18 protein-coding genes and 1 riboswitch are annotated in these 22,676 nt (G+C 46.7%); of the genes, 11 read left to right on the top strand and 7 right to left on the bottom strand.

Translation table 11 applies throughout. The features are described 5' to 3' along the window. Position 1: 1 nt before the first annotated feature. The gene (gene glgB, locus LJ740_RS18070) at positions 2 to 2,191 is read right to left on the bottom strand and encodes a 1,4-alpha-glucan branching protein GlgB (RefSeq protein ID WP_229530538.1); all 2,190 of its coding nucleotides are present in this window, start codon (positions 2,189 to 2,191) and stop codon (positions 2 to 4) included. A 59-nt stretch (positions 2,192 to 2,250) separates the two neighbouring features. Then, the gene (gene malQ, locus LJ740_RS18065) at positions 2,251 to 4,455 is read right to left on the bottom strand and encodes a 4-alpha-glucanotransferase (protein ID WP_229530537.1); all 2,205 of its coding nucleotides are present in this window, start codon (positions 4,453 to 4,455) and stop codon (positions 2,251 to 2,253) included. A gap of 384 nt (positions 4,456 to 4,839) precedes the next feature. On the opposite strand from malQ, the gene gap reads away from it, so the two are divergent. The 9 genes from gap to LJ740_RS18020 all read left to right on the top strand — a co-directional run bounded on the left by gap (position 4,840) and on the right by LJ740_RS18020 (position 14,133). After that, on the top strand, positions 4,840 to 5,835 hold the full coding sequence (gene gap, locus LJ740_RS18060) for a type I glyceraldehyde-3-phosphate dehydrogenase (RefSeq protein ID WP_229530536.1): 996 nt from the start codon (positions 4,840 to 4,842) through the stop codon (positions 5,833 to 5,835). An 83-nt stretch (positions 5,836 to 5,918) separates the two neighbouring features. Next, positions 5,919 to 6,821, top strand: a complete 903-nt coding sequence (locus LJ740_RS18055) for a D-hexose-6-phosphate mutarotase (RefSeq protein WP_229530535.1) — start codon at positions 5,919 to 5,921, stop codon at positions 6,819 to 6,821. Between the two features lie 267 nt (positions 6,822 to 7,088). Next, positions 7,089 to 7,183: riboswitch (cyclic di-GMP riboswitch) on the top strand. A gap of 21 nt (positions 7,184 to 7,204) precedes the next feature. Beyond that, positions 7,205 to 7,705 (top strand): hypothetical protein, encoded by a 501-nt coding sequence (locus LJ740_RS18050; protein ID WP_229530534.1) that lies wholly within the window; start codon positions 7,205 to 7,207, stop codon positions 7,703 to 7,705. Positions 7,706 to 7,992: 287 nt separating this feature from the next. Beyond that, the gene (locus LJ740_RS18045; protein ID WP_229530533.1) at positions 7,993 to 8,490 is read left to right on the top strand and encodes a Csu type fimbrial protein; all 498 of its coding nucleotides are present in this window, start codon (positions 7,993 to 7,995) and stop codon (positions 8,488 to 8,490) included. Positions 8,491 to 8,978: 488 nt separating this feature from the next. Next, entirely contained in the window at positions 8,979 to 9,473 is a 495-nt protein-coding gene (locus LJ740_RS18040; RefSeq protein ID WP_229530532.1) for a hypothetical protein, read from the top strand. Between the two features lie 50 nt (positions 9,474 to 9,523). Beyond that, complete coding sequence (locus tag LJ740_RS18035) at positions 9,524 to 10,024, top strand: hypothetical protein (protein ID WP_229530531.1); 501 nt, start codon at positions 9,524 to 9,526, stop codon at positions 10,022 to 10,024. Positions 10,025 to 10,143: 119 nt separating this feature from the next. Continuing rightward, positions 10,144 to 10,860 (top strand): fimbria/pilus periplasmic chaperone, encoded by a 717-nt coding sequence (locus LJ740_RS18030; RefSeq protein WP_229530530.1) that lies wholly within the window; start codon positions 10,144 to 10,146, stop codon positions 10,858 to 10,860. Continuing rightward, positions 10,850 to 13,225, top strand: coding sequence for a fimbria/pilus outer membrane usher protein (locus LJ740_RS18025; RefSeq protein ID WP_229530529.1), 2,376 nt, complete (start codon positions 10,850 to 10,852; stop codon positions 13,223 to 13,225). The genes LJ740_RS18030 and LJ740_RS18025 overlap by 11 nt, the downstream gene beginning before the upstream one ends. Next, the gene (locus LJ740_RS18020) at positions 13,222 to 14,133 is read left to right on the top strand and encodes a hypothetical protein (protein WP_229530528.1); all 912 of its coding nucleotides are present in this window, start codon (positions 13,222 to 13,224) and stop codon (positions 14,131 to 14,133) included. Before LJ740_RS18025 ends, LJ740_RS18020 begins: the two co-directional genes overlap by 4 nt. Positions 14,134 to 14,206: 73 nt before the next feature. Here LJ740_RS18020 and LJ740_RS18015 read toward each other — a convergent pair whose 3' ends face one another. From LJ740_RS18015 to zwf, 5 genes are read right to left on the bottom strand one after another with little or no spacing between them, the layout of a single operon-like run. Next, entirely contained in the window at positions 14,207 to 14,863 is a 657-nt protein-coding gene (locus LJ740_RS18015) for a bifunctional 4-hydroxy-2-oxoglutarate aldolase/2-dehydro-3-deoxy-phosphogluconate aldolase (protein ID WP_229530527.1), read from the bottom strand. A 4-nt stretch (positions 14,864 to 14,867) separates the two neighbouring features. Then, positions 14,868 to 15,821, bottom strand: a complete 954-nt coding sequence (locus LJ740_RS18010) for a glucokinase (protein WP_229530526.1) — start codon at positions 15,819 to 15,821, stop codon at positions 14,868 to 14,870. Further along, positions 15,818 to 17,647, bottom strand: coding sequence for a phosphogluconate dehydratase (gene edd / locus LJ740_RS18005; protein WP_229530525.1), 1,830 nt, complete (start codon positions 17,645 to 17,647; stop codon positions 15,818 to 15,820). The genes LJ740_RS18010 and edd overlap by 4 nt, the downstream gene beginning before the upstream one ends. Positions 17,648 to 17,656: 9 nt before the next feature. Continuing rightward, complete coding sequence (gene pgl, locus LJ740_RS18000) at positions 17,657 to 18,337, bottom strand: 6-phosphogluconolactonase (RefSeq protein ID WP_229530524.1); 681 nt, start codon at positions 18,335 to 18,337, stop codon at positions 17,657 to 17,659. 22 nt (positions 18,338 to 18,359) lie between these two features. Then, on the bottom strand, positions 18,360 to 19,850 hold the full coding sequence (gene zwf, locus LJ740_RS17995) for a glucose-6-phosphate dehydrogenase (protein WP_229530523.1): 1,491 nt from the start codon (positions 19,848 to 19,850) through the stop codon (positions 18,360 to 18,362). A 256-nt stretch (positions 19,851 to 20,106) separates the two neighbouring features. Here zwf and LJ740_RS17990 point away from each other — a divergent pair, with 256 nt between their 5' ends. Both LJ740_RS17990 and pyk read left to right on the top strand, forming a co-directional pair. Beyond that, positions 20,107 to 20,952: a MurR/RpiR family transcriptional regulator gene (locus LJ740_RS17990; RefSeq protein ID WP_229530522.1), complete on the top strand. Its 846-nt coding sequence runs from the start codon at positions 20,107 to 20,109 to the stop codon at positions 20,950 to 20,952. 190 nt (positions 20,953 to 21,142) lie between these two features. Continuing rightward, positions 21,143 to 22,579, top strand: coding sequence for a pyruvate kinase (gene pyk / locus LJ740_RS17985; protein ID WP_229530521.1), 1,437 nt, complete (start codon positions 21,143 to 21,145; stop codon positions 22,577 to 22,579). Positions 22,580 to 22,676: the final 97 nt, after the last annotated feature.

The following is a 22,676-nucleotide window of genomic DNA, read 5'->3' as shown; positions in this document are numbered from 1 at the left end:
GCTATTTTTCTTTATGTAAAATGTATAAGGTGGCCAACGGCGGTATATTAATACAAATTGACTGCTCGCGGTCATTCCAGGCGACGCTTTCAGACTTGACGTTGTCTTTACAGTTAAAGCCGCTGCCCCAATAGTCTTTATCATCAGAAGTCAGCAATAACTGATAGTTGCCCTTGTCCAACACCCCTAATCGGAATTGTTCGCGAGGAATCGGCGTAAAGTTACTGACTATATACACCTTTTCTTTGCCATCTTTTGATTTTCGGACAAATGAAAGAATACTTTGCTCAGAATTGTGATGGTCTATCCATTCAAAGCCCTCATGATGGCAGTCTTGTTCATGCAATGCAGGTTGTTGCTGATACAAGTGATTCAGATCACGGTACAGGCTTTGAATTCCTTTGTGTTTATCAAATTCTAACAGGTGCCAGTTTATCGAGCTGTCGTGATTCCACTCAGCAGACTGCGCAATCTCGTTCCCCATGAAGTTTAACTTCTTACCCGGATGGGCATACATAAACGCGGCATACAGGCGCATATTCGCCGCCTGTTGCCACTCATCACCGGGCATCTTGCGCAGCAATGAGCCTTTACCATGCACAACTTCATCGTGAGAAATCGGCAATACAAAATTCTCGTCAAAGGCATAAACCATAGAGAAGGTAATTTCATTGTGATGGTAGCGTCGATAAGCGGGATCTTTAGCAATATAATGCAAGGTATCGTGCATCCAGCCCATATTCCACTTAAAGCCAAAGCCAAGGCCTCCGTCATATATTGGACGAGATACTTTGGGGAATGAAGTGGACTCTTCTGCGATGGTAATGGCATGAGGGTGTTTCTGGTAAACTTCCCGGTTCATCCATTGCAACAGACTGATGGCCTCGTAGTTTTTATTGCCGCCATCAACATTGGGGATCCACTCACCGTCGTTACGGGAATAATCCAAATATAACATTGACGCTACCGCATCGACTCTGAGTCCGTCGATATGAAACTTATCAACCCAATACAATGCGTTGGCCACCAGAAATTGACGCACCGTATCTTTACCAAAATCATAGATGCAGGAATTCCAGTCGGGATGCCAGCCCTTGCGCGGGTCTTCGTATTCATAAACGTGCGTACCATCAAACCTTGCTAAGCCGTGACCGTCTTCCGGAAAGTGTGCTGGCACCCAGTCAATGATGACTGAAATATCGTTCTGATGGCACTGATCGACAAAATATTTGAAGTCGTCAGGATCGCCAAAACGACTGGTTGGAGCAAACAAACCAACCGGTTGATACCCCCAGGACCCATCAAAAGGATGTTCGTGAACCGGCAGCACCTCAAGGTGCGTGTAACCCATGTCTTTTAGATAAGGGATCAATTCGGCCGCCAGTTCTTTGTAGGAGAGATAGGCAAGCTGGCCGTTCTCGTCAGTCTTTTTGCGCCAGGACCCCAGATGCACTTCATAGACACTCATGGGCTTTTCGTAAACACTGCCCTGCTCTCGCTGCATCCATTTTGCATCTTGCCATTGATAGGATTGGTGATCGTACACCACTGAGGCATGAGAGGGATATTGTTCTGCCTGAAACCCGATCGGATCGGCCTTGTGTGGCAATCCGTTTCCATGGCTGTCTTTGACGTGGTATTTATACTTCACGCCCGCCTGCACTCCCGGCACAAACAAAACCCAATACCCCATGCTGGTTTTTTGCATGGGGTGCGTGGCTCCGTTCCACCAGTTAAAGTCGCCCACCAAGGCCACCGAAGAAGCATTGGGCGCATACACCGCAAACCGCGTACCGGGCACAGGCTTTTCCAGACCGATGTCTAAAGACAACACCTGAGCACCTAACTGGTTGTAGACGTTCTCCGGCTGGTGATCAACAAAATGCACCGCGTGATAGGCCTGCTCCTGAAACTGGTAAGGATCTATTTGATTAAACCCGCCTTCTTCATTTTCGACATCCAGCGAATAGTAAAAATCGTCTTGCTGCGCAAATTCTGCAACGAACAGCCCGGTTTTGTTGGCCGGGGTCATGTCAGCCAGCATTTTGCCCGTGCTTAAATCCTTCACCTTGATAGATTTCGCACCTGGCTTCCATACTGTTAATGTTCGGCCTTTTTCAGATTCTTTTAAACCCAACATTTCAAAAGGCGAACCACAATTGGCGACTTCTAACTTTTCTACTATTTGCATTAATCTACCCATTTTTGCTCATTGTGGATGATGTTTGCCGGAGGCAGTTTAGCGACACACTACTTTTGTTCTGACGCCTTCTTTCTGGTTTCGGTCAACCCTAAGGCTAGACTATTTAATACCGGATCTGAAAAAATTTGCTCCAGATTGCGAGTTAATTTGCGCTTCCAGTTTGGATACTCTTTGAATGTTCCCGGTATGTTCACCGGCTTATCCATTTCCAGCCAATCTTCCAGCTGCAAACTCAGCAATGCACTGCTGCCTTTAGCCATGTGATACTGCATGCCATGATTGAGCTCTTTGACCATACCCACCTGCTCTACCTGACGTCCCATCCAGTCAGGGATAGAGAAGTGACCGTGCAGCGTATCTAATATCTGCTGTTTATTATCGTGTCGACTGCTGTAGAGCTCTTGTAATATTTCTTCACTTGGGTAAAGCCCCAGCTCCTGGCCCTTTTCCAGATCCAGGCAATGCCAGAAACCGGTCAGCGTCGGCATATCGTGGGTTGTCAGTGTCGACATTGATTGCACCGGGTAATGATGCGGAGAGTAAAAACCACCGTCTTTTGCCTGTTCAAAGAAAAATACCCGATAGGAATGCACGCCATTTTCCGCCAGTTTAATACGGATTTCATCCGGAACCGTGCCCAGGTCTTCACCGATCACCAGGTTTTCATTGCGGTGGCTTTCCAACGCCAAAATACCGAGAAGGTCATCAACCGGGTAATAAACATAGCCGCCCGCTTTCGCATTTTCACCTTTGGGAACCCACCACAAGCGCAATAACGCCATAACGTGATCAATTCTTAATGCCCCGGCTGACTTCATGTTAGAACTAAACAAGTCGATAATTGGCTGGTATTTTTGCTGATACAGGGTTTCCGGATCCATAGGCGGTAAGCCCCAGTTTTGTCCCAGTGGACCCAGCACATCGGGTGGCGCACCAACACTGGCTTCTGTGATGTACAGATCTCTGTTTCCCCAGATTTCAGCACTGCCCTCACTGACGCCTACGGCCAGGTCTCGGTAGATGCCGATACTCATGCCCGACTGATACGCGGCGTTTTGTGCAGCATCTAATTGCAGCGCAGCCTGCCACTGTAAAAACATATAAAACTTAACCGTTTTACTGTTGGCTTTAAAAAACTTTTCAACACCCGGTTTATGAAACTCACTCAATTCCTTAGGAAAAACCGGCCAACCCCACGATGCCTTACCTTCAGACGCTAACTTTTCCTGAATAGCATCGTACGTTGCCAACATTTCAAGACTTTCACCGCCTTCTTCAATAAAGCCCTTAAAGGCCTTGTTGAGTTTGGTATTTTTGCTCAGTGACTTTTTCCACTGTACTTCAAATACGGCTTTCAGCACCTGCAGCTTTAATTTCACTACCGCGTCATAGTCTACGTAATCCACATTTCTTACGTGTTCCAGTGCGGCCTGAAATTCAGGCGCTTTCACTATCGCCTGGACACTTTCATCGCTGTATCCATCCAGTCTGGTGACATCAATATAGATAAAATTAAGCCAACGACGAGACGAAGGACCATAAGGACTGCAGGCTTCGGGATCAGCGGGATACAAGGCGTGAATTGGGTTCAGGCCGACAAATTGCGCTCCCTGACGACCGCTTTCCTGAATCAGATAGGTCAGATCAGTGAAATCTCCGATCCCCCAGTTTTTCTCACTGCGTAAACAATATAATTGAACACTTAGCCCCCACACTTTATTGCCATCGGCAATATTGTCGGGCTTGTAACATGATTTGGGCGCAATGATTTGGCGCATGTCGGCAATTTTATCGCCATCATCACCCAGCAAGTGTACATCGTGATAGCCCAGTGGTAATACGTGCTGAATATCAATGATGTATTCCTGAAACTCAATATCGTCGATGTGTGCCACATTGATCAACTCACCATCAGAAGGGATAAGTTTCTGATGCAGTTCCGTGCCGTCTTCTAACACAAAGCGCAGATCATAACTGTCGTTGACCAATTCAATTGGCAAACGGAGGGCGCAAACAACTTGCTCACCTTCGCGATTTACCTGCACCGGATTTAACGGTTGCATCCAGTTGTTAGCGACAAACTCTTTTAACTCCGTTTGCAGAGCCGTCTCATCAGAAACGGTATATCCCATGGTTTCCAGTAGTCTGGCTTTACTGGTTTCACTGACCGTAGCGGGTTTCCCCCAGGCGTCGACGTAATTCGACTCAATGCCACGAATTTCTACCAATTTTTCAATCACAGATGGGGTCATGCTGGCTTAGCTTCCTATTCATTGCTAACACTGGACATTGTGGTCTCAGCGGTACTTACGACAACGATATCTATCAGATGTCACAAAACCATGGTCCAAACGTTTAAACGTTAGCTTGTATCAAAATCGTTTAAGTGGGCTATTCTATCAACACCCGCTAGCGATCCGAAACAGCTGCGGCTGTGACTGCAAACGTATTCAGACAACAAATTTTAAATAATAGACCAATTTAACCAGTCTAAAATAAAACAGTTGGAAGAAATTTGCATTACGAAAAACTGTAATTAAACAACATTTATTGAAATTATTTTGCTATATTGTCGGTATTAAGACATAATTTCCGTAATTTATTTTCATTTTATACCGAGATCGCGAGGAATACTCATGGCAATTAACGTAGGTATCAATGGCTTTGGCCGCATCGGTCGATTTGTTTTTAGAGCGGCATGTGAAAGAGATGATATAGAGATTGTTGGTATTAACGATCTGTTAGACGCTGAATACATGGCGTACATGCTGAAATACGACTCCACACATGGCCGTTTCAAAGGCACAGTTGAAGTCGAAGGCGGGCAATTAATCGTCAATGGCAAACCCATTCGCATTACTGCTGAACGTGATCCGGCCAATCTGGCCTGGGGCGATTTAGATACAGATGTCGTTGTTGAGTCTACCGGTTTGTTCCTGACTGACGAAACAGCCCGTGCCCACATCAAAGCCGGTGCTAAAAAAGTCGTACTGTCAGCACCTTCAAAAGATGCCACGCCGATGTTCGTCATGGGTGTTAATCACAAAGAATACGAAGGCCAGGACATTGTTTCCAATGCCTCCTGTACGACAAACTGCCTGGCACCACTGGCAAAAGTTATCAATGATAAGTTTGGTATTGTAGATGGCCTGATGACGACAGTTCACGCCGCCACTGCAACGCAAAAAACCGTCGATGGCCCGTCAATGAAAGACTGGCGTGGTGGTCGTGGTGCGTATCAAAACATCATTCCATCATCGACAGGTGCCGCCAAAGCAGTCGGTAAAGTTATCCCTGCGTTAAATGGTAAGTTAACCGGCATGGCATTCAGAGTACCTACACCGGATGTATCTGTGGTTGATCTGACAGTAAACCTGGCAAAACCTGCCAGTTATGAACAAATCTGTGCAGCGATTAAAGAAGCATCCGAAGGAGAGCTGGCCGGTATTTTGGGTTACACCGAAGACGAAGTGGTTTCTCAGGATTTTATCGGAGATGTTCGCACTTCCATATTTGATGCTAAAGCAGGTATCGCACTAACAGATACTTTCGTTAAATTAGTCTCCTGGTACGACAACGAAATTGGCTACTCAAACAAGGTTCTTGACCTGGCGGCACACATCGCGAAGTAATCAGCACTAATCTGCTGTACTATAGAGGCAGTTGGTCTCTGTAGTACAAACTTTGCAGAGAACAATACGCTCTGAGGCGACATATGTCGCCTTTTTTATTGGTACGCAAGTTACCCGTCAACCGCTTTACTAAAACCAGAAATACTATGCAGACTATCTCAATCGATACGCTTTCCCACAATCAAGTCATCCATATCGAAAATCAATTCGCAAAAGCCAGTATTTCTCTGGTGGGCGCTCATGTGTTTTCTTTTATTCCGAAGCAGGACAACAAAGAACGCTTATGGCTCAGTCCTCTGGCTAACCTCGAAGGCAACGAAGCAATCCGCGGTGGCACTCCCGTATGTTGGCCATGGTTCTCCAATCAGTTTCCCGACAATGCAGCAGACCTACCTGCTCATGGTTTTGCCCGCACCAGCCAGTGGGCGATTGCTCATATTAATAGCCTGCCATCCGGTGAAACAGAGATACAATTGCAGTTCAGCTGTAACCATCAGCCAGGTTTTCCCTATTCAGCTACACTGGTGTACAACATCGTTATTGGTAACAAACTAACAATGTCACTAACCACACACAACACCGACACGCAAACCTTTGCTGTTACCAGCGCACTGCACACCTATTTTCGTGTCGACAACTTAAATGATGTGATCCTGACCGGCTTAACAGGACCATACCGGGACAAGACAAAAAACTTTGAAACATTTGAAACACCGGCACATTACAATTTTGATGGCGAAGTGGATCGGATCCACGAAACCCAGATAAACCAGGTCACCATTAAAGATAAAGAAGCTCACACCGTCACAGACAATGCTGGCCATGACAGTCTGGTAGTTTGGAATCCCGGTGCCACGTTAGTGACAACGATCAATAACATTCCGGATGAATCAATACAGCATTTTGTCTGTGTTGAAGCGGCAATAACATCACCTCTTTCCATCGCACCAGGCCAAAGCCACACGCTAACGCAGTCGATCTCATGATCGACTGCGCCTGAACTCTATCCGTCCCTTCGCCTCCGGCAACAGTAAAAGCGGCAAAATCACGCCGTCAAAAAATTGAAATCCCACTCTTAATATTAGGCTTCGAAACCTGCCGCCAACTTGACCAACCAACCTGGACAAAAGTATTAGACACCCATTTTTATCCAGTAATTTCATACAGTTAAATATCACAACCGAAGTTTCAACACACCGATTTAGGTGTCAATTTAAAAGTTGGCACACCACCTGCTAAGGAAGACCCGAACGCTTTAAACCTGCCAAACTTATCGCGAGGTAAGGACGGAAATCCACGGGTCTCTCAGTTTTTAGGAGAACGAGCAAGAGACAGCCGGGCTGCAATTTCAACCTTTAGGAATAAAACAATGAAAAAATTTATTAAAACCGTTGCTTTACTTTCTGTGACTGCAGCTTTAAACACCAATGCCGCGATATCGGTTGACGATACCGCAGAAACGTCATTCGAAATTGGCGGAACCATTTTACCCGAGTGTAAAGTCAACAACACTTCCTCTTCTGGCGCCATGTCATTGAACCTGGCATCGACAGAAGCTCAGGGCGTTGCCACTGTTGAAATCTGGTGTAACACCGGGCAAAGCACTGCTAATACCACCTATGAATCGCTTAACGGTGGTGTACTGAAAAATGGTACTCACTCCGGAGAAGATATCGCCTACCTGTTAGATATTTCTGATACGCAAACCGGCATTGACCTTTCTACCGCGCAAACTGTATCCCAGGGTTCTGGCGCAGATATCGAAGGCGCATCAATCGCACGTACGGTGTCAATCAGACCGCAGGTTAACGGATTTGAATACGAAGGTAGCTATTCCGATACCATCAGCATTACCGTTTCTTACGAGTAATTCTGCAAGGCCTCTGACGAGGCCTTTGTTATTTCAATGTTGGCTGCAACCTAAGCCGATATTGAAATAACAAATGTTACAGAGAACAAACAAGATGAGGAGTGTACCCGGAACTAAAGTTAGGAAATTTGCAAAATTGTGACTTGAGAACCAGAATTTTTGCCGATATAGTCTTTAAGGTGTGAAGGTATCAGGCAATGGTCGCGTTTATCGTGATTTGTTGCTCAGCGTCCCGTTTATATTGTTTGACAACAATATAAATGCGGTGCGATTTTAGAGACAAGTCAATGAAGAAACCAGGAGTGTTTGCTGCTGTGCTGTGTTTATCCGGTTTAGCGATAAACGCATCAGCCCAAATGTCGCTCGACGCAACAGAGCAAACGTCGTTTGATATTGGTGGCTCTATTGCAGCAGAGTGTAAAGTAGCCAACACCACAACGGAACAGGCTGCGAGTTTAGACTTAAGCAATGCTTCTGCGCAAAGTGCCGCCACCATTTCAGTCTGGTGTAACACCGGACAAAACTCAGCGGATACCACTTATTCTTCAGCAAACAATGGTTATCTCGTCAACGAGTCTGGCAACCAAATCGCTTACAATATTAATGTCGGTGACAATGCCAGCGCACTGTCGTTGAGCTCTCCACAGACGGTACAGCAAGCCAGCGGTACCGGTGTGCAAGGTGGAGTTCAATCCAGCAATGTTGCAATTATTCCTCAGGTTAGTGGATTTGAAAACAGCGGTTCGTACAGCGATACAATAGCCGTTACCGTATCCTATAACTAAACAGTTCTGCTTCTGCTCCCCCAATCTTGTTTGGTTGCGTCCGAATCAAACAAGGAAACTGCCTATCGGTAATTTTAAAATATAGGGTGCCCTGCGCCGGGTTATAAACATACGACGATACAAACGACAGTCAAATTTGTGTATGCCAATGGCAATGCGATAGCAGTGTCATGTTTTTGACTGCCAAAAATATGACAGCTGGAATATTGTCTGTTGTGCCGGTAAATGTGCGTCAAATTTTTGCTCGCCAAGTCGAGCCGATCTGCGCTTCGCACCACAAATTTAGAGCCATTCAAAATAATTTCAAAAAATTACGTTATAAATTTAACAGTTAACGTATTGTTTTTTATATGTTTTATTTCGCAGCGAATTAATTTTCGAGAAATTCACAGCATCATTTGAAAAAGTTGGCACCACTCCTGCATTGAGTTAATCAAACGGGGAAATCCCCAAAAACAAAATTAACCGAATGCTTGAGAGGCCATACAATGAAAACTATCAACAAAACACTTATCGCTATCGCTGCTTTTACTGCTTTAAATGCCAATGCCACAATTTCCGTAGATGATACCGAGCAAACCTCATTTGATATCGGTGGCGAGATTTTACCTGAATGTAAAGTCACTAATAATGCAGCGACCACAGCAACCGCGCTGGACCTGTCATCAGCCGAAGCGCAAAGAACAGCTTCTATTTCCTTGTGGTGTAATACCGGACAAGGAACAGCCAAAACGACTTATTCTTCGATCAATGGTGGCTACATGGTCAGCCAGGAAGGAAAGAAAATCGCCTACTCTATTGATATCTCCGGCACCGCCAATGATTTATCGCTAACCAGAGACCAAACCGTCAATCAGGTTTCGGGTAAAGGTGTGGACGGTGCAGAAGCAACCCGTTCGGTTTCAGTAAAACCTTTAGTTACCGGATTTGAATACGCCGGAACATACACTGACACCATCGAAGTTACCGTTTCTTACGAATAAACCAACAGAATTAAAACAAAATTAGTTAACAGAATTTTAGGGGAATACAAATGAACACTTTTATTAAAACAATTGCTTTTTCCACACTGGCTACATCACTGAACGTTGCTGCCACCATTTCAGTAGACGACACTGAACAAACCTCGTTTGATATCGGTGGAGAAATTCTCCCGGAATGTAAGGTGAACAGAACTCAGGCAAATGGTGCTACCAGTCTGGATCTGGCCTCCACGAATTCACAGGATGTTGCCAGCGTCGAAATCTGGTGTAACACCGGGCAAGGTACCGCCAATACTACCTATTCATCGGCGAATGGTGGTGTACTAAAAAATGATACCCACAGCGGCAAAGACATTGGCTACCTGTTAGATATTTCCGATACGGCGACTGGTTTAAGCCTGACTTCCGACCAGGAAGTTAATCAAAGCTCGGGGAGTGATGTCAAAGGTGACTCTGTCGCTAAAACAGTGTCAATCAGACCACAGGTATCCGGTTTCGAATACGAGGGTTCATATTCAGATACCATCACGGTCACCGTATCCTACAACTAAGGTAGCAGGTGACTCAATCCCCATTTTGAGTTATAAATGTGCATACCAATTTAAGCAAAAGTCGGCGCCCTGCCGACTTTTGCTTTCCTGTATAAAAATAAAAAAAACGGAGTGCACACATGCTTCACTTACGCCATGTTATATGGGTAATTTCTTTTCTGTTATCAGGCCTCTCCGTCAGCGCGTTCGCCTATCAGGTGCAGCCTATGGTGGCAGAGCTTCACACCAGCGGGAATCGTTCCGCAGTCACCTATCGCGTTATCAACCCCAGTGACACTCCGGTCCCCATTGAAGTCGTCGTTTACAAGCGCAGTTTTGATGAAAACCAAAAGGAAATACTCACCGAAACTGAAGAAGACTTTATTGTGCTGCCTCCCCAGGTTGATGTGCCTGCCAATGGCTATCAGGTATTCAGAGCACAATTTCTGGGAGATCCGGATTTTGAAAAAACCCAGTCTTACCGCATTGTTTTTAAACAGCTCCCTATCGAACAACAAGGCCAGGCTTCTCAGGTTAATATGATTTTTAACTTTGCGACGCTGGTATTTGTCTCTCAACCTGACACTGTTGGACAGTTACTCCAGACGCTGGACTGTACAGACAAAGAGCACTGTTACCTGAACATAGTCAATACCGGTGATGCAGTGGTGAATCTGGTACAAAGCACTATTCACATCAATGGTGAAATGACCGGGAACTGGCAGTGGTTACAACAAAATATGCCGGTGACCTTCCTAATGCCGGAACATAAGTTATCTATCAATATTAAAGAACTCATTGCTGAATCTCCTCTACCCGCGCAAGTCAATTTGGTGACTGCCGACAATGCGCAGTAATGCATTACTCATACTGCTTTTTTTGACCCTAAATGCCCATGCTGCCATGTACAGCATGGGCTTGCCTGTTCAATGGCAGGAACGGAAAATCGGTGAAGTCACCTTTGTATTAGATAACTTTAGCCTGCACAGTGTTGAAGGGGATGCACTTGCCCTGCCACTGGCGGAGTTAATCAATGACGACCTGAAACGGTTTTTGAATAACTACCAGGGTGAAATTCCTATTACAGAATTAGCGGAGCGCGGCATCAGCCTGGCGCTGAACACCAAAGATCTGGTAGTACAATTGACCTTAACGCCGGAAGCTATGGCGGTGGATCAGTTAACTTACGGCAACCGCAATTATTTAGCCAAACCCAGTCCGGCGGCCCGCTGGTCGGTGCTTAACAATTTTAATCTGCGCATAGACAAATCCAATCAGGAAAACGATGCCCTGGCATTTGACTGGATTGCACAAAGTAATTTCGGCGGGCACGATGGCTATAACCTGGACTGGTCCGCATTTTTTGAAAAAGATGATAACAACAGCGAAGTATATCGCGGCGAGATAACACTGTTTAAAGATGACTTTGTCAAACCCAGGCGCATCGAAGTGGGTGACATTTCCAGTTTTAACAAAGGCCACCTGCCTGCCCTCAATGCCGGCGGACTGAGCATTTCTACGCCATATCAACAACTACAACCATTGAAACGAATCAGCCCCACAAATTCTCAAGAGTTTTATATGAAACAGGCCGGTGAAGTGCAGGTCATCGTCAATAACAACATAGTTGCCAAGGTCAGACTAAACCCGGGCCGCTATGATTTAAACGACCTGCCGCTAAGCACAGGGCAAAATGACGTAGAAGTGGTGGCAACATATGCGAACGGCGAACGCGAATCTTTTACCTTTAACACTTTTTTTAACTCCCAATTGTTGGAAGAAGGGCTATCCGTTTGGGCATTCAAAATGGGATATCCCAGTCAATTTCGCGATTTCAGCTATGATTATCTCGATCCTTTAGTCATGACAGGGTTTTATGAGGCAGGACTTAGTAATACGCTGACCGCCGGTATTAACGCGCTATACAGCGAAGGTAACTTCCTGATTGGCAGTTCAGTTACCACCGGGACGCAATACGGCAACCTGACTCTGCGCATGACAACCAGTGAATACCAGGATACACCGGGTTCAGCGATTTCTCTGGATTCAGAACACACGGTATTTGGCAGTTCCAGTTTCGGCGTGCCCAATCTCAGATTGAGCTATCAAAAGCGCAAGAACTTTGTCCAATCGCCCTGGCTGGAATCGCCCACCTCACTGAACGATGAAAGCTGGTCACTAAATTACAGTTGGTTTATCACCGAAAAGATGGATTTTAACATCAATGCCAGACGGGCTAAGAACAATCAAAACCGCACTTCGGAAAACATTTCGGCGCAGTTGAACTGGCGGTATCAAAACATGCGAGTCAGTATCCAGTATCAACGACAAAACAATGATAGTCTGGTCACTCAGGATGAAGACAGCCTGTTTATCAATTTTAACTGGTCAGCGTTTGACAACCGCAGCCTCACGCGAAAAAGGATTGATTACCGCAGTCAGAATAATAATTTGCGAGCCAGTTATGCAAAAATAAACCGAAACTATCAGGACGACTGGGGGTATAGTCTGGAGGGTAATAAATCCGATGACCTGGAATCAGTTAACCTGGCAGGAAGCTATACTCACAACAGATTTAGACTGGATGTGAGCGCCAGAACCCAGCAACGCAGCAATTTATCCCGCAGCAACGATTATCGGGTTAACCTTTCCAGTTCGTTGGGTATAGCGGATGGTAAAGTGGGCGTTGGCAGCAATATCAGAACACCTTTTGCCGTAATCGAAACCCATAAAACGCTGCAAAAAGCAGACATTAAAATCAACCCATCCCCCACCGGATTGAGTTTAGGCGCTTCCAGTTCAGCACTTGGCGGTTTGGTAAATGTGGGCTCAGGTTATACCGAAGGGATTATTAATATTAACGCCCTCAATGTGCCGTTTGGTTACGACTGGGGGCCTGGTACCTATAATATCGTTGGTGGCGCAAATACCGGTCATGTGTTAACAATTGGCTCGGATCTTTCATATACGGTATTAGGCTACGTCAAAGATCCGGACAACAACCCGTTATCATTGCAACGAGGTACCATTACCGGCGAGAATTATTCCGCAACCTTGTTTACCAACCGAAAAGGCCGGTTTGTTGTTGAAGGTATCGGGGTGGGTGAATACATCATTAAGTTTGGTCAGCGGCAGGCCAACATAACAGTAACCGCAGGAGAAATCAGCCTGATTAGACTGGGAATAGTGAAACTAAAAGACAGCGAGAAAGTATCAGAATGAGCGTTAACACTGGCAGATTCCCCTTAAAACAAGCAATGCTGGTTGGCACAGTATTGCTCTGGTTATTTGCACTCAGCATTAAACCCGGCCTGGCGGATTCGTACTACTATGACTTCTGCCCGACGGACTTTACTGTCAGTACCGATCCACTGTCATGGCGAGCCAACAGACGAAACCAACAAACGATCCCAATCACAGTCAGATTCTCAGACAGAACCGATGATTGTGTAACCCACATTCTTTTCTACACAGATAACAACACGTCACTGGTATTAAGTTCAGGTCAGGACAACATGGAAACAGACCTGGTAGACAGACACCGCAATCATTTTGCGCAGTATTCAATAAACGGGCGTATTGCCTGGGCAGTGCCGGTATATCGGGTAAAAAACCTGAAAGTCTGGGCACAACTGCGCAGTACTGATGCACAAATCGCCGGAAATTACACAGGTATCACCAGTATTGTCGCCACCTATTACGGCTATCACATTTCGCCGGAAGTGTGGGCGACGGTGTCAGCTGAAGTTCCTTCTGTATTGGATGTCAGTGTGCCCACCAACTCGAAGGTATCAGGCTCAGGCAGTTACTATTATGTGGAATTGGGAAACCTGTATAACGGCTCCAGCGCCAGTTGGAATGTTGATATCTACTCCAATGTTCATTACACCGTCTCTGTTGCTTCGGAAAACAGAGGCCTGAAACATCAAAATAGCTCAGCCCTGATCCCCTATCAGGTAACGATGGATGGCAGTACCTTTGATGCCGCCGGCGGATTTTCAAGAGGCTATACCAATTACAACCCACTCTCCACCAGCTCAATTCCGTTTAAAGTTAAGGTTACTGATGTAGACTTTAAACCCGCCGGGCGCTATATCGATAACCTGATAGTCACGGTCAGTGCCCGTTGACAAATGGGCAACCTGCAGATACAAAAAAACCAGCAAAACTGCTGGTTTTCTGATCTCTGTTTCCAGACGCCAATTAGTTTTGGCTGACTGTCTTTGCACCCGCAACGGCTTCTGCTGCCAGTTCAGTGATGCGCTGCCAGTTACCTGACTCCATGGCATCTTCCGGTGCCAACCAGGAGCCACCAACACACTTGATGTTAGATAACGCCAGATAGTCCAGATAGTTATTGGGGCTAATGCCACCGGTAGGACAAAATGTCACATCCGGGAAGGGTCCACTGATGGATTTGATGGCTTTGATGCCGCCCGATGCTTCTGCCGGGAAAAATTTGAAATGATCATAGCCGTGATCCAGGCCCACCATTAACTCAGAAATAGAGGCTATTCCTGGGATCAAGGCAATAGACCCCTCCTGACCTGCTTTCAGCAAATCAGGGGTTAACCCGGGACTGATAGCAAACTGCGCACCTGCTTCGGTAACAGCCTTTAACTGCTCACGATTAGTTACTGTGCCAGCACCAATGACAGCTTCAGGCACTTCCTGAGCAATTTTTGCGATGACATCGATAGCAACCGGTGTGCGCAATGTCACTTCAAGCACCTTAATGCCGCCAGCGATCAGCGCTTTTGCCAATGGCACTGCGTACTCCAGTTCTTTGATTACCAATACCGGAACAACCGGACCTTGGGCGAAAACATCCGCAGAGCTGCGGAGCCAATTATTACTCATAGTGTTAACCCTTAAAATTCTGTTCCAGATATGCAGCAGTGCCGATCAAACCGTGATCAGGCTCTGTGATAACAAAGGTTGGAATATCTGCCACGTATTGCTGAAACCGACCTTTGGCTTCAAAACGTGTTCTAAAATCACTGGATTTAAGAAAATCCACAAATCGTTGTGCAATGCCACCGGCAATGTAAACTCCGCCATGTGCAGCAACATTTAATGCCAGATTACCGGCAAATGTCCCCATGAGTTCACAAAAACGGTTCAATGCAGACAAACACACATTGCAACTGCCATCCAGTGCATTTGCGGTGATTTCTTTTGGTTCTGTAAAACGAACCGCCAGTTTGCGATTCAGGGCAATGGCTTCATAAATTTGCACCAGTCCTCGCCCTGATAAGGCTTCCTCTGCAGAGGCATAACCGTATTTGTCCCGCAGAAATTCCCAAACCACCAAATCGTCTTTGTTATAGATTGGCAGGTCTACGTGACCACCTTCACCATCAAGGCACTGCCAACCTTCGGAAACCGGCACCAGGTGACCAACACCCAGTCCAGTACCTGGCCCAAATACCGCAATATTTTCTCTGGCTTTAACTTCACCCGGACCAATCTGAACTTTTTGACTGGCGTCCAACACCGGTAAAGACATCGCTACAGCCGTGTAATCATTGATCACATGCAACCAGTCTAATTCCAGTTGCTGCTGCAACTCCTTAACGGAAAAGCGCCAGGTGTGATTAGTCATGATGATCAAATCACTGTTAACCGGACAGGCGATACCAATACAACCGGCAACGAATTTCTGCCCCGGAAACTCAGCCATGTACGCTTTTATCACGTCGGCAATCGTTTCGTAGTCGTTACACAGGTATTTTTTGATGGATGTCAGCTTACCGTTTTGGCTCTGAGCCAGACGGATATTAGTGCCGCCGACATCGGCTACAAAACTCGCAGTCATTCCCCCTGCTCCTGCTCAATAAACAAGGAACAGGCACCTTCTTCAGCCTTACTCATGTGGGTTCTCATACCGCCGAACAGCTCGCGCCCCATACCAATCTGGTGATGTGCAATGTCGGCTGTTTTGGCCTCACGCTGAGCCAACTCGTCTTCTGAGACATGTAAGGTTAACTCACCGGTATCAATATTAAGTTCAACCACATCGTCATTTTGCACTTTGGCGATTAAACCTCCGTCCCAGGCTTCCGGTGTCACGTGAATGGCGGCCGGTACTTTTCCGGACGCACCCGACATACGGCCATCGGTGACCAGAGCTACGCGGAAGCCCTTGTCTTGCAACACGCCCAGCGGTGGTGTCAGACGGTGTAATTCCGGCATACCAATCGCCTTCGGTCCCTGGAATCTCACCACAACCACACAATCTTTATTCAGTTCACCGGCTTTAAAGGCGGCATCTAATTCAAACTGATCTTCAAACACCACAGCGGGTGCTTTGATATGTTCAGAACCGGCTCTCATGGCCGAGTTTTTAATGACTGCACGGCCCAGGTTACCGTTAAGTACCGTTAAACCACCATCAGGCTTAAAGGGCACAGCCACCGAAGCAACAACCTCTTTGTCCATGGACTGTGTCGGACCTTCCACCCAGGTCAGTTCACCATCCAGGATTCTGGGTTCCATTCGATACTTGTCTAAACTGTTACCACAGATAGTCTTAACATCATTATGCAGTAAACCGGCGTCTAATAATTCTTTAAACAACAACGACATACCGCCGGCAGCAGTAAAGTGGTTGATATCGGCAGAACCGTTGGGATAAATGCGAGTCAACAATGGCACCGCATTGGAAATATCAGAGAAGTCATCCCAGTTAATGATATAACCCGCCGCTCTGGCTACCGCCACCAGGTGCATGGTGTGGTTTGTTGAACCGCCCGTTGACAACAGGCCCACCAGACCATTAACAATAGATTTGGCGTCAACAATCTCGCCGATCGGCAGGTAGTTATCCCCCAGATCGGTGAGTCGGGTTACCTGCACTGCTGCAGCTTCGGTCAGGGCATCGCGTAACTCAGTACCCGGATTAACAAACGAAGAACCCGGTAAGTGCAAGCCCATCATTTCCACCACCAACTGATTACTATTGGCCGTGCCGTAAAAGGTACAGGTTCCCGCAGAATGATAGGACTCAGATTCGGCTTTTAACAGTTCATCGCGCCCGACTTTACCTTCGGCAAACAACTGGCGAATTCGCGCTTTTTCTTTATTTGGTAAACCAGAAGGCATAGGTCCGGCAGGCACAAATACTGTGGGTAGGTGCCCAAATGCCAATGAACCGATAAGCAATCCCGGGACAATTTTGTCACATATACCCAGCATTAATGCGCCGTCGAACATGTTGTGCGAAAGCGAAATGGCGGTTGACTGAGCAATGACGTCACGGCTCATCAAACTCAAATCCATGCCCGGCGTCCCCTGGGTTACCCCATCGCACATGGCCGGTACGCCACCAGCAAACTGAGCAACACTGCCCACTTTGCGCACGGCTTCTTTAATTCTTTGAGGGTATTCTTCATACGGCTGATGGGCAGACAACATGTCATTGTATGAAGATACAATAGCGATGTTGGCCTTCAACATGCTGGTTAAGTCGGCTTTTTCTTCTTTGCTACAGGCCGCAAAACCATGCGCCAGGTTACCACAGGACAACACGCCACGGTGAGGGCCTTGCTCTCTGGCATCAGAAATTTTCTTCAAATAAGCAGCGCGCGTTTTTTTGCTACGCTCTTCGATTCTCTGAGTTACTTCCTGAATAAGGGTATTCATGAATTCCTCCTATGGAGCCCATACTAATTCGATGTCGGAATTTTGAATTACCGCTCGAATGGGCATTTCTAGTGCATTATCACCAGCCAGAGCCTGCTCAATTACAGCTTTTTTGCTCTCGCCAGTCAGGTGTAAAAAGATATTTTCACTCTGCAACAGAGCGCTGAGTGAAAAAGACATGCGTTGATGTGGTGCTGTAGTGGGTTGCACCGCCAGCAATTTCGCTTCGGTTTTAAGCCCTTCCTGAATTTGCTCAGAACAAGGGAATAATGACGCAGTATGACCATCCTCCCCCATTCCCAGGATAAGAACGTCTACCGGCCAACTCATTGCTGCATAGCGCGATTCCAGTTCAACAACGGCGTCGGCAGCATCTTCGTGGGCAGTTTTCATACTGATAAAGGTGGCTGATGCAGCCTTGTCCTGCAATAGATTGGCTCTGACCAGTTTTTCGTTGCTGGCATCATCCTCCGCAGCAACCCAACGCTCATCCGCCAGACTGATCACTACTTTAGACCAGTCAATGTCCGATTGTGACAACGCTTTGAACAAAGGTAATGGCGTGCGGCCACCGGAAACCAGTATGCTCGCTTGCCCCTTACGCTGAATCGCATCATCTAAAATTGCGGTGATTTTACCGGCAAAATGGGCCGTTAATTCTTCAGCGTTTCTGTAAAGTGTTTGTTTCATATATCCCTCGTCACCAACCGGTCTACTTCTTGGTTATCTTGCTCTCGTACCAGGCGCGGTCCTCACGCGCCAACAACGCGATAGACGCCACCGGTCCCCATGTTCCGGCCTGGTAAGGCTCTGGTTTTTCATTGCTCTTATTCCAGGCTTCCAGAATGCTGTCTACCCATTTCCAGGCTTCTTCCACTTCGTCCCGGCGCACAAACAGTGACTGGTCACCCAGTAAGACTTCCAGCAACAGCTTTTCGTAAGCGTCAGGAATGCGCTTGGTATCAAACGCTTCAGAGAAGCTCAGGTTGAGTTTAGACTTTTGCAGATTCATCGAGCCTGAACTGGTTAAGCCAGGCACTTTGTTCATTACGGTGATTTCAACCCCTTCATCGGGTTGCAGACGAATTGTCAGCTTGTTTGGCGGCAGTTGATTAAAACTGTCTTTAAACAAGTTGTGAGGCTGAGGCTTAAAGTAGATCACAATTTCACTGACTTTGCGCGGCATGCGTTTACCGGTACGCAGATAAAAAGGAACGCCTGCCCAGCGCCAGTTGTCCAGTTCGACTTTTAAGGCCACAAAGGACTCTGTTTCGCTTTCGGTGTTAGCACCCTCTTCTTCCAGATAACCAGGGACTTCTTCGCCACGGACAAAGCCGCTGGTGTACTGGCCGCGCACTGTGTTTTCGCGAATATTAGAGGCATTAATCGGACGCAAAGACTTTAAGACTTTTAGCTTTTCATCCCGTACGCTGTTGGCGTCAAGACTGGCGGGCGGCTCCATTGCGATCAACGTCAGAATCTGCAGAAGATGGTTTTGTACCATGTCCCGCATTTGTCCTGCATCGTCGAAATAGCCCCAGCGGCCTTCAATACCCACCGATTCAGCCACCGTGATCTGTACGTGATCAACACAATTGTGATCCCAGTTGGTTGCAAAAATCGAATTGGCAAAACGCAGCGCCATCAGGTTCAGTACAGTTTCTTTGCCCAGGTAATGGTCGATGCGATAGATCTGACTTTCTTTAAAGAACTCAGCCACCTGATTGTTGATCACCTTGGAGGTTTCCAGGTCATGACCAATGGGTTTTTCCAGCACCACTCTGACACTGGGATCAATAAGACCTGCGGCGTTCATGCCTTTACAGATATCACCGTAAATTGAAGGCGGCGTAGCCAGGTAACAGACCATAGTGCGGGAAGCATCGATACAGCCCTGCAACAGGGAATAGCTTTCGTAGTCCTGCATGTCGATTTGTACATACTCTAATTTTGCACTAAATCTTTTCCAGGTATCATTGCAAAGGGTATTACCGGTAAATTTTTCAATATTGGCTTTTACCAGTTCAACATATTCGTCTTGGGAAACTTCGTAGCGAGCCACACCGATGATCTTGGTGTGCTCGTGAATCAAATTGGCCTTTTCAAGCTCATATAAGGAAGGCAGTAATTTTCGACGAGCCAAATCACCTTTGGTTCCAAACAATACAAAATCACAAGGCTCAATTACTTTATTAGGCGCCATAGAATTAACCTTTTGTAGTAAAATCAGTTAGGTACAGATACGTGCTGTAATTTTACTATATTTTAACACGTTTACCCTAGCCACATGGCGACAGTAAACTATATTTGTAGTAAATTTACAACTAAATGCATATAATTTTGACGAAGCGTTCATTTAATGTCAGCCTTAGTTTGTAATTATGTGACATTTTCATGTCAAAGAATTACAGCCGAAAAACGCAGTAAACAACAAGTATAATTAATTATTTCGAGAGCGCATGAATATTCTAGAAAAGATTGCTCAACAAAAAGGGGCTTTCAGCAAGTCTGAACGCAAGGTAGCTGAAATCATCCTGGCTAATCCACAAACCGCGATTCACTCCAGTATTGCTACGCTGGCCAAGATGTCAGACGTGAGCGAACCCACGGTGAACCGCTTTTGTCGCAGGTTAGATACCAAGGGCTATCCGGACTTTAAGCTGCACCTGGCACAAAGCCTGGCGAACGGCACGCCGTATGTCAACCGGCATGTGGAAGAGCATGACACTCCCGAAGAATATTCCAAAAAGATTTTCGAATCTACGATGGCAGCGTTAGAAGTTGCGCGCCAGTCTGTCGATATACAGGCAATCAATCGCGTTGTTGATCTGTTAACCCAGGCCAAGAAAATCTCGTTTTTTGGGTTGGGCGCCTCTGCGTCTGTTGCCCACGATGCACTTAACAAATTCTTCCGTTTTAATGTCCCGGTTATTTATTTTGAAGATATTTTAATGCAACGCATGAGCTGCATGAACTGCAGTGAAGGTGATGTGGTTGTTCTTATCTCTCACACCGGTCGCACCAAAAGCCTGGTTGAACTGGCGCAGTTGGCCAAAGCCAATGACGCCACGGTTGTGGGCGTTACCGCCGTCAATAGCCCACTGGCCAATGAGTGCAGCCTGGTGTTGTCTCTGGAAGTCCCGGAAGATACTGATATGTACATGCCAATGGCATCGCGTATTGCGCAGTTAACGCTTATTGATATTCTGGCCACGGGCTTTACCCTGCGTCGCGGTTCAAAATTCAGAGAAAATCTGAAACGGGTCAAAGACTCATTGCGCGACTCGCGTTATGACAAGCGATAGCTGAATAAGACAGCATTTCGCGTGACAACTCATCCGATGACTTGCGGAAAAATCTCAATTTATTTCAGATGAGTTTCACAAACCCTTCATTTTAGACTAGTATTTTGTAATAAAATTACAAAACTGGATACTCAGGTGCTTTTTTTAGGCTCCTGACCTTCTTCATATCCACCTAAGCGAGCAGAAAAAGATGTTAAGACGAACCAAAATTGTGGCTACTCTCGGTCCCGCCACCGATACTGACGAACGTATTGAAGCGGTTATTGCCGCGGGCGCAAATGTTGTCCGGATGAACTTCTCTCACGGCACAGCGGAAGATCACATCAAGCGCGCTCAGAAAGTCAGAAATGCCGCGAAACGCTTAGGAAAATACGTGGCAATCCTGGGAGATCTGCAAGGTCCCAAAATTCGCGTGGCAAAATTCAAAGACGGGCCGATTCAATTGGCCGTTGGTGATGCCTTTACACTGGATGCTGAATTAGATCGGGAATCCGGCACACAAACAGAAGTTGGTATTGATTACAAAGAGTTGCCTAACGATGTTGGTCCCGGTGATATTTTGCTACTGGATGACGGCAGAATTCAGCTAAAAGTCACCGCTGTTGAAGGCGCTAAAGTACGCACTGAAGTAACGGTTGGCGGCAAACTATCTAACAATAAAGGGATTAATCGCCAGGGCGGAGGATTATCGGCTGACGCGTTAACCGATAAAGATAAGGAAGACATCAAAACCGCCGCGAAGATGAATGTTGATTATCTAGCCGTGTCTTTTCCGCGGTCAGGTGCCGATTTGAATTACGCCAGAGAACTGGCAGTGGCAGCAGGCTGTCACGCTAAAATTTGCTCCAAGGTTGAGCGCGCCGAGGCCGTTGCAACCGACGAGGCTATGGATGACATTATTGCGGCCAGTGACGCAGTTATGGTGGCACGCGGCGATTTAGGGGTTGAAATTGGCGATGCCGAATTAGTCGGTGTACAGAAAAAGCTGATCTCCCGTTCGCGTCAGCTAAACAAAGTGGTGATCACCGCGACGCAAATGATGGAGTCAATGATCACCAGCCCTATGCCAACACGGGCAGAAGTCATGGATGTTGCCAATGCGGTATTGGACGGCACAGATGCGGTAATGCTGTCTGCAGAAACAGCAGCGGGCGATTATCCAATTGAAACCGTTCAGGCCATGGCTCGCGTCTGTGAAGGTGCAGAAACCCATCCCAGCGTTAAAATCTCCAAGCATCGTGTTACTGAAGAGTTTACCACCATCAGCGAAACCACGGCGTTGTCCGCAGTATATGCTGCCAATCACCTGAAGAGTATTAAAGCCATCGTGGCACTGACAGAAAGTGGCAATACTGCCAAATTGATGTCACGTATTACCAGCTACCTGCCAATTTACGGGTTATCACGTCACGAGCACTCACTCAATGAAATGGCGTTATTCCGGGGTGTCAAGCCTGTGTATTTTGATTCCAGTCACAGTGCACCGGGTGAATTGAAGAATGACGTAATTGCCTGCCTGCTGGAGAAAGGTCTGGTGGAGTCAGGTGATCAATTCATCATGACCTATGGCGATGCGATGGAAACGGTCGGTGCCACCAATGGCTGCAAGATTGTAACTGTTCCCTAACCGTGTGATACCAATGTGAAAAAGCCGACCCAGTGTCGGCTTTTTTGTTGCAGGTCAGATATTTGCAGTTTGCAGGCGCGGGAGATTTAATGCACAC

The organism is Planctobacterium marinum (genome assembly GCF_020687805.1).
GTDB lineage: Bacteria > Pseudomonadota > Gammaproteobacteria > Enterobacterales > Alteromonadaceae > Planctobacterium > Planctobacterium marinum.
Note: the sequence above shows the minus strand (reverse complement) of the source record. Positions and strands in the feature narration are given on the sequence as shown.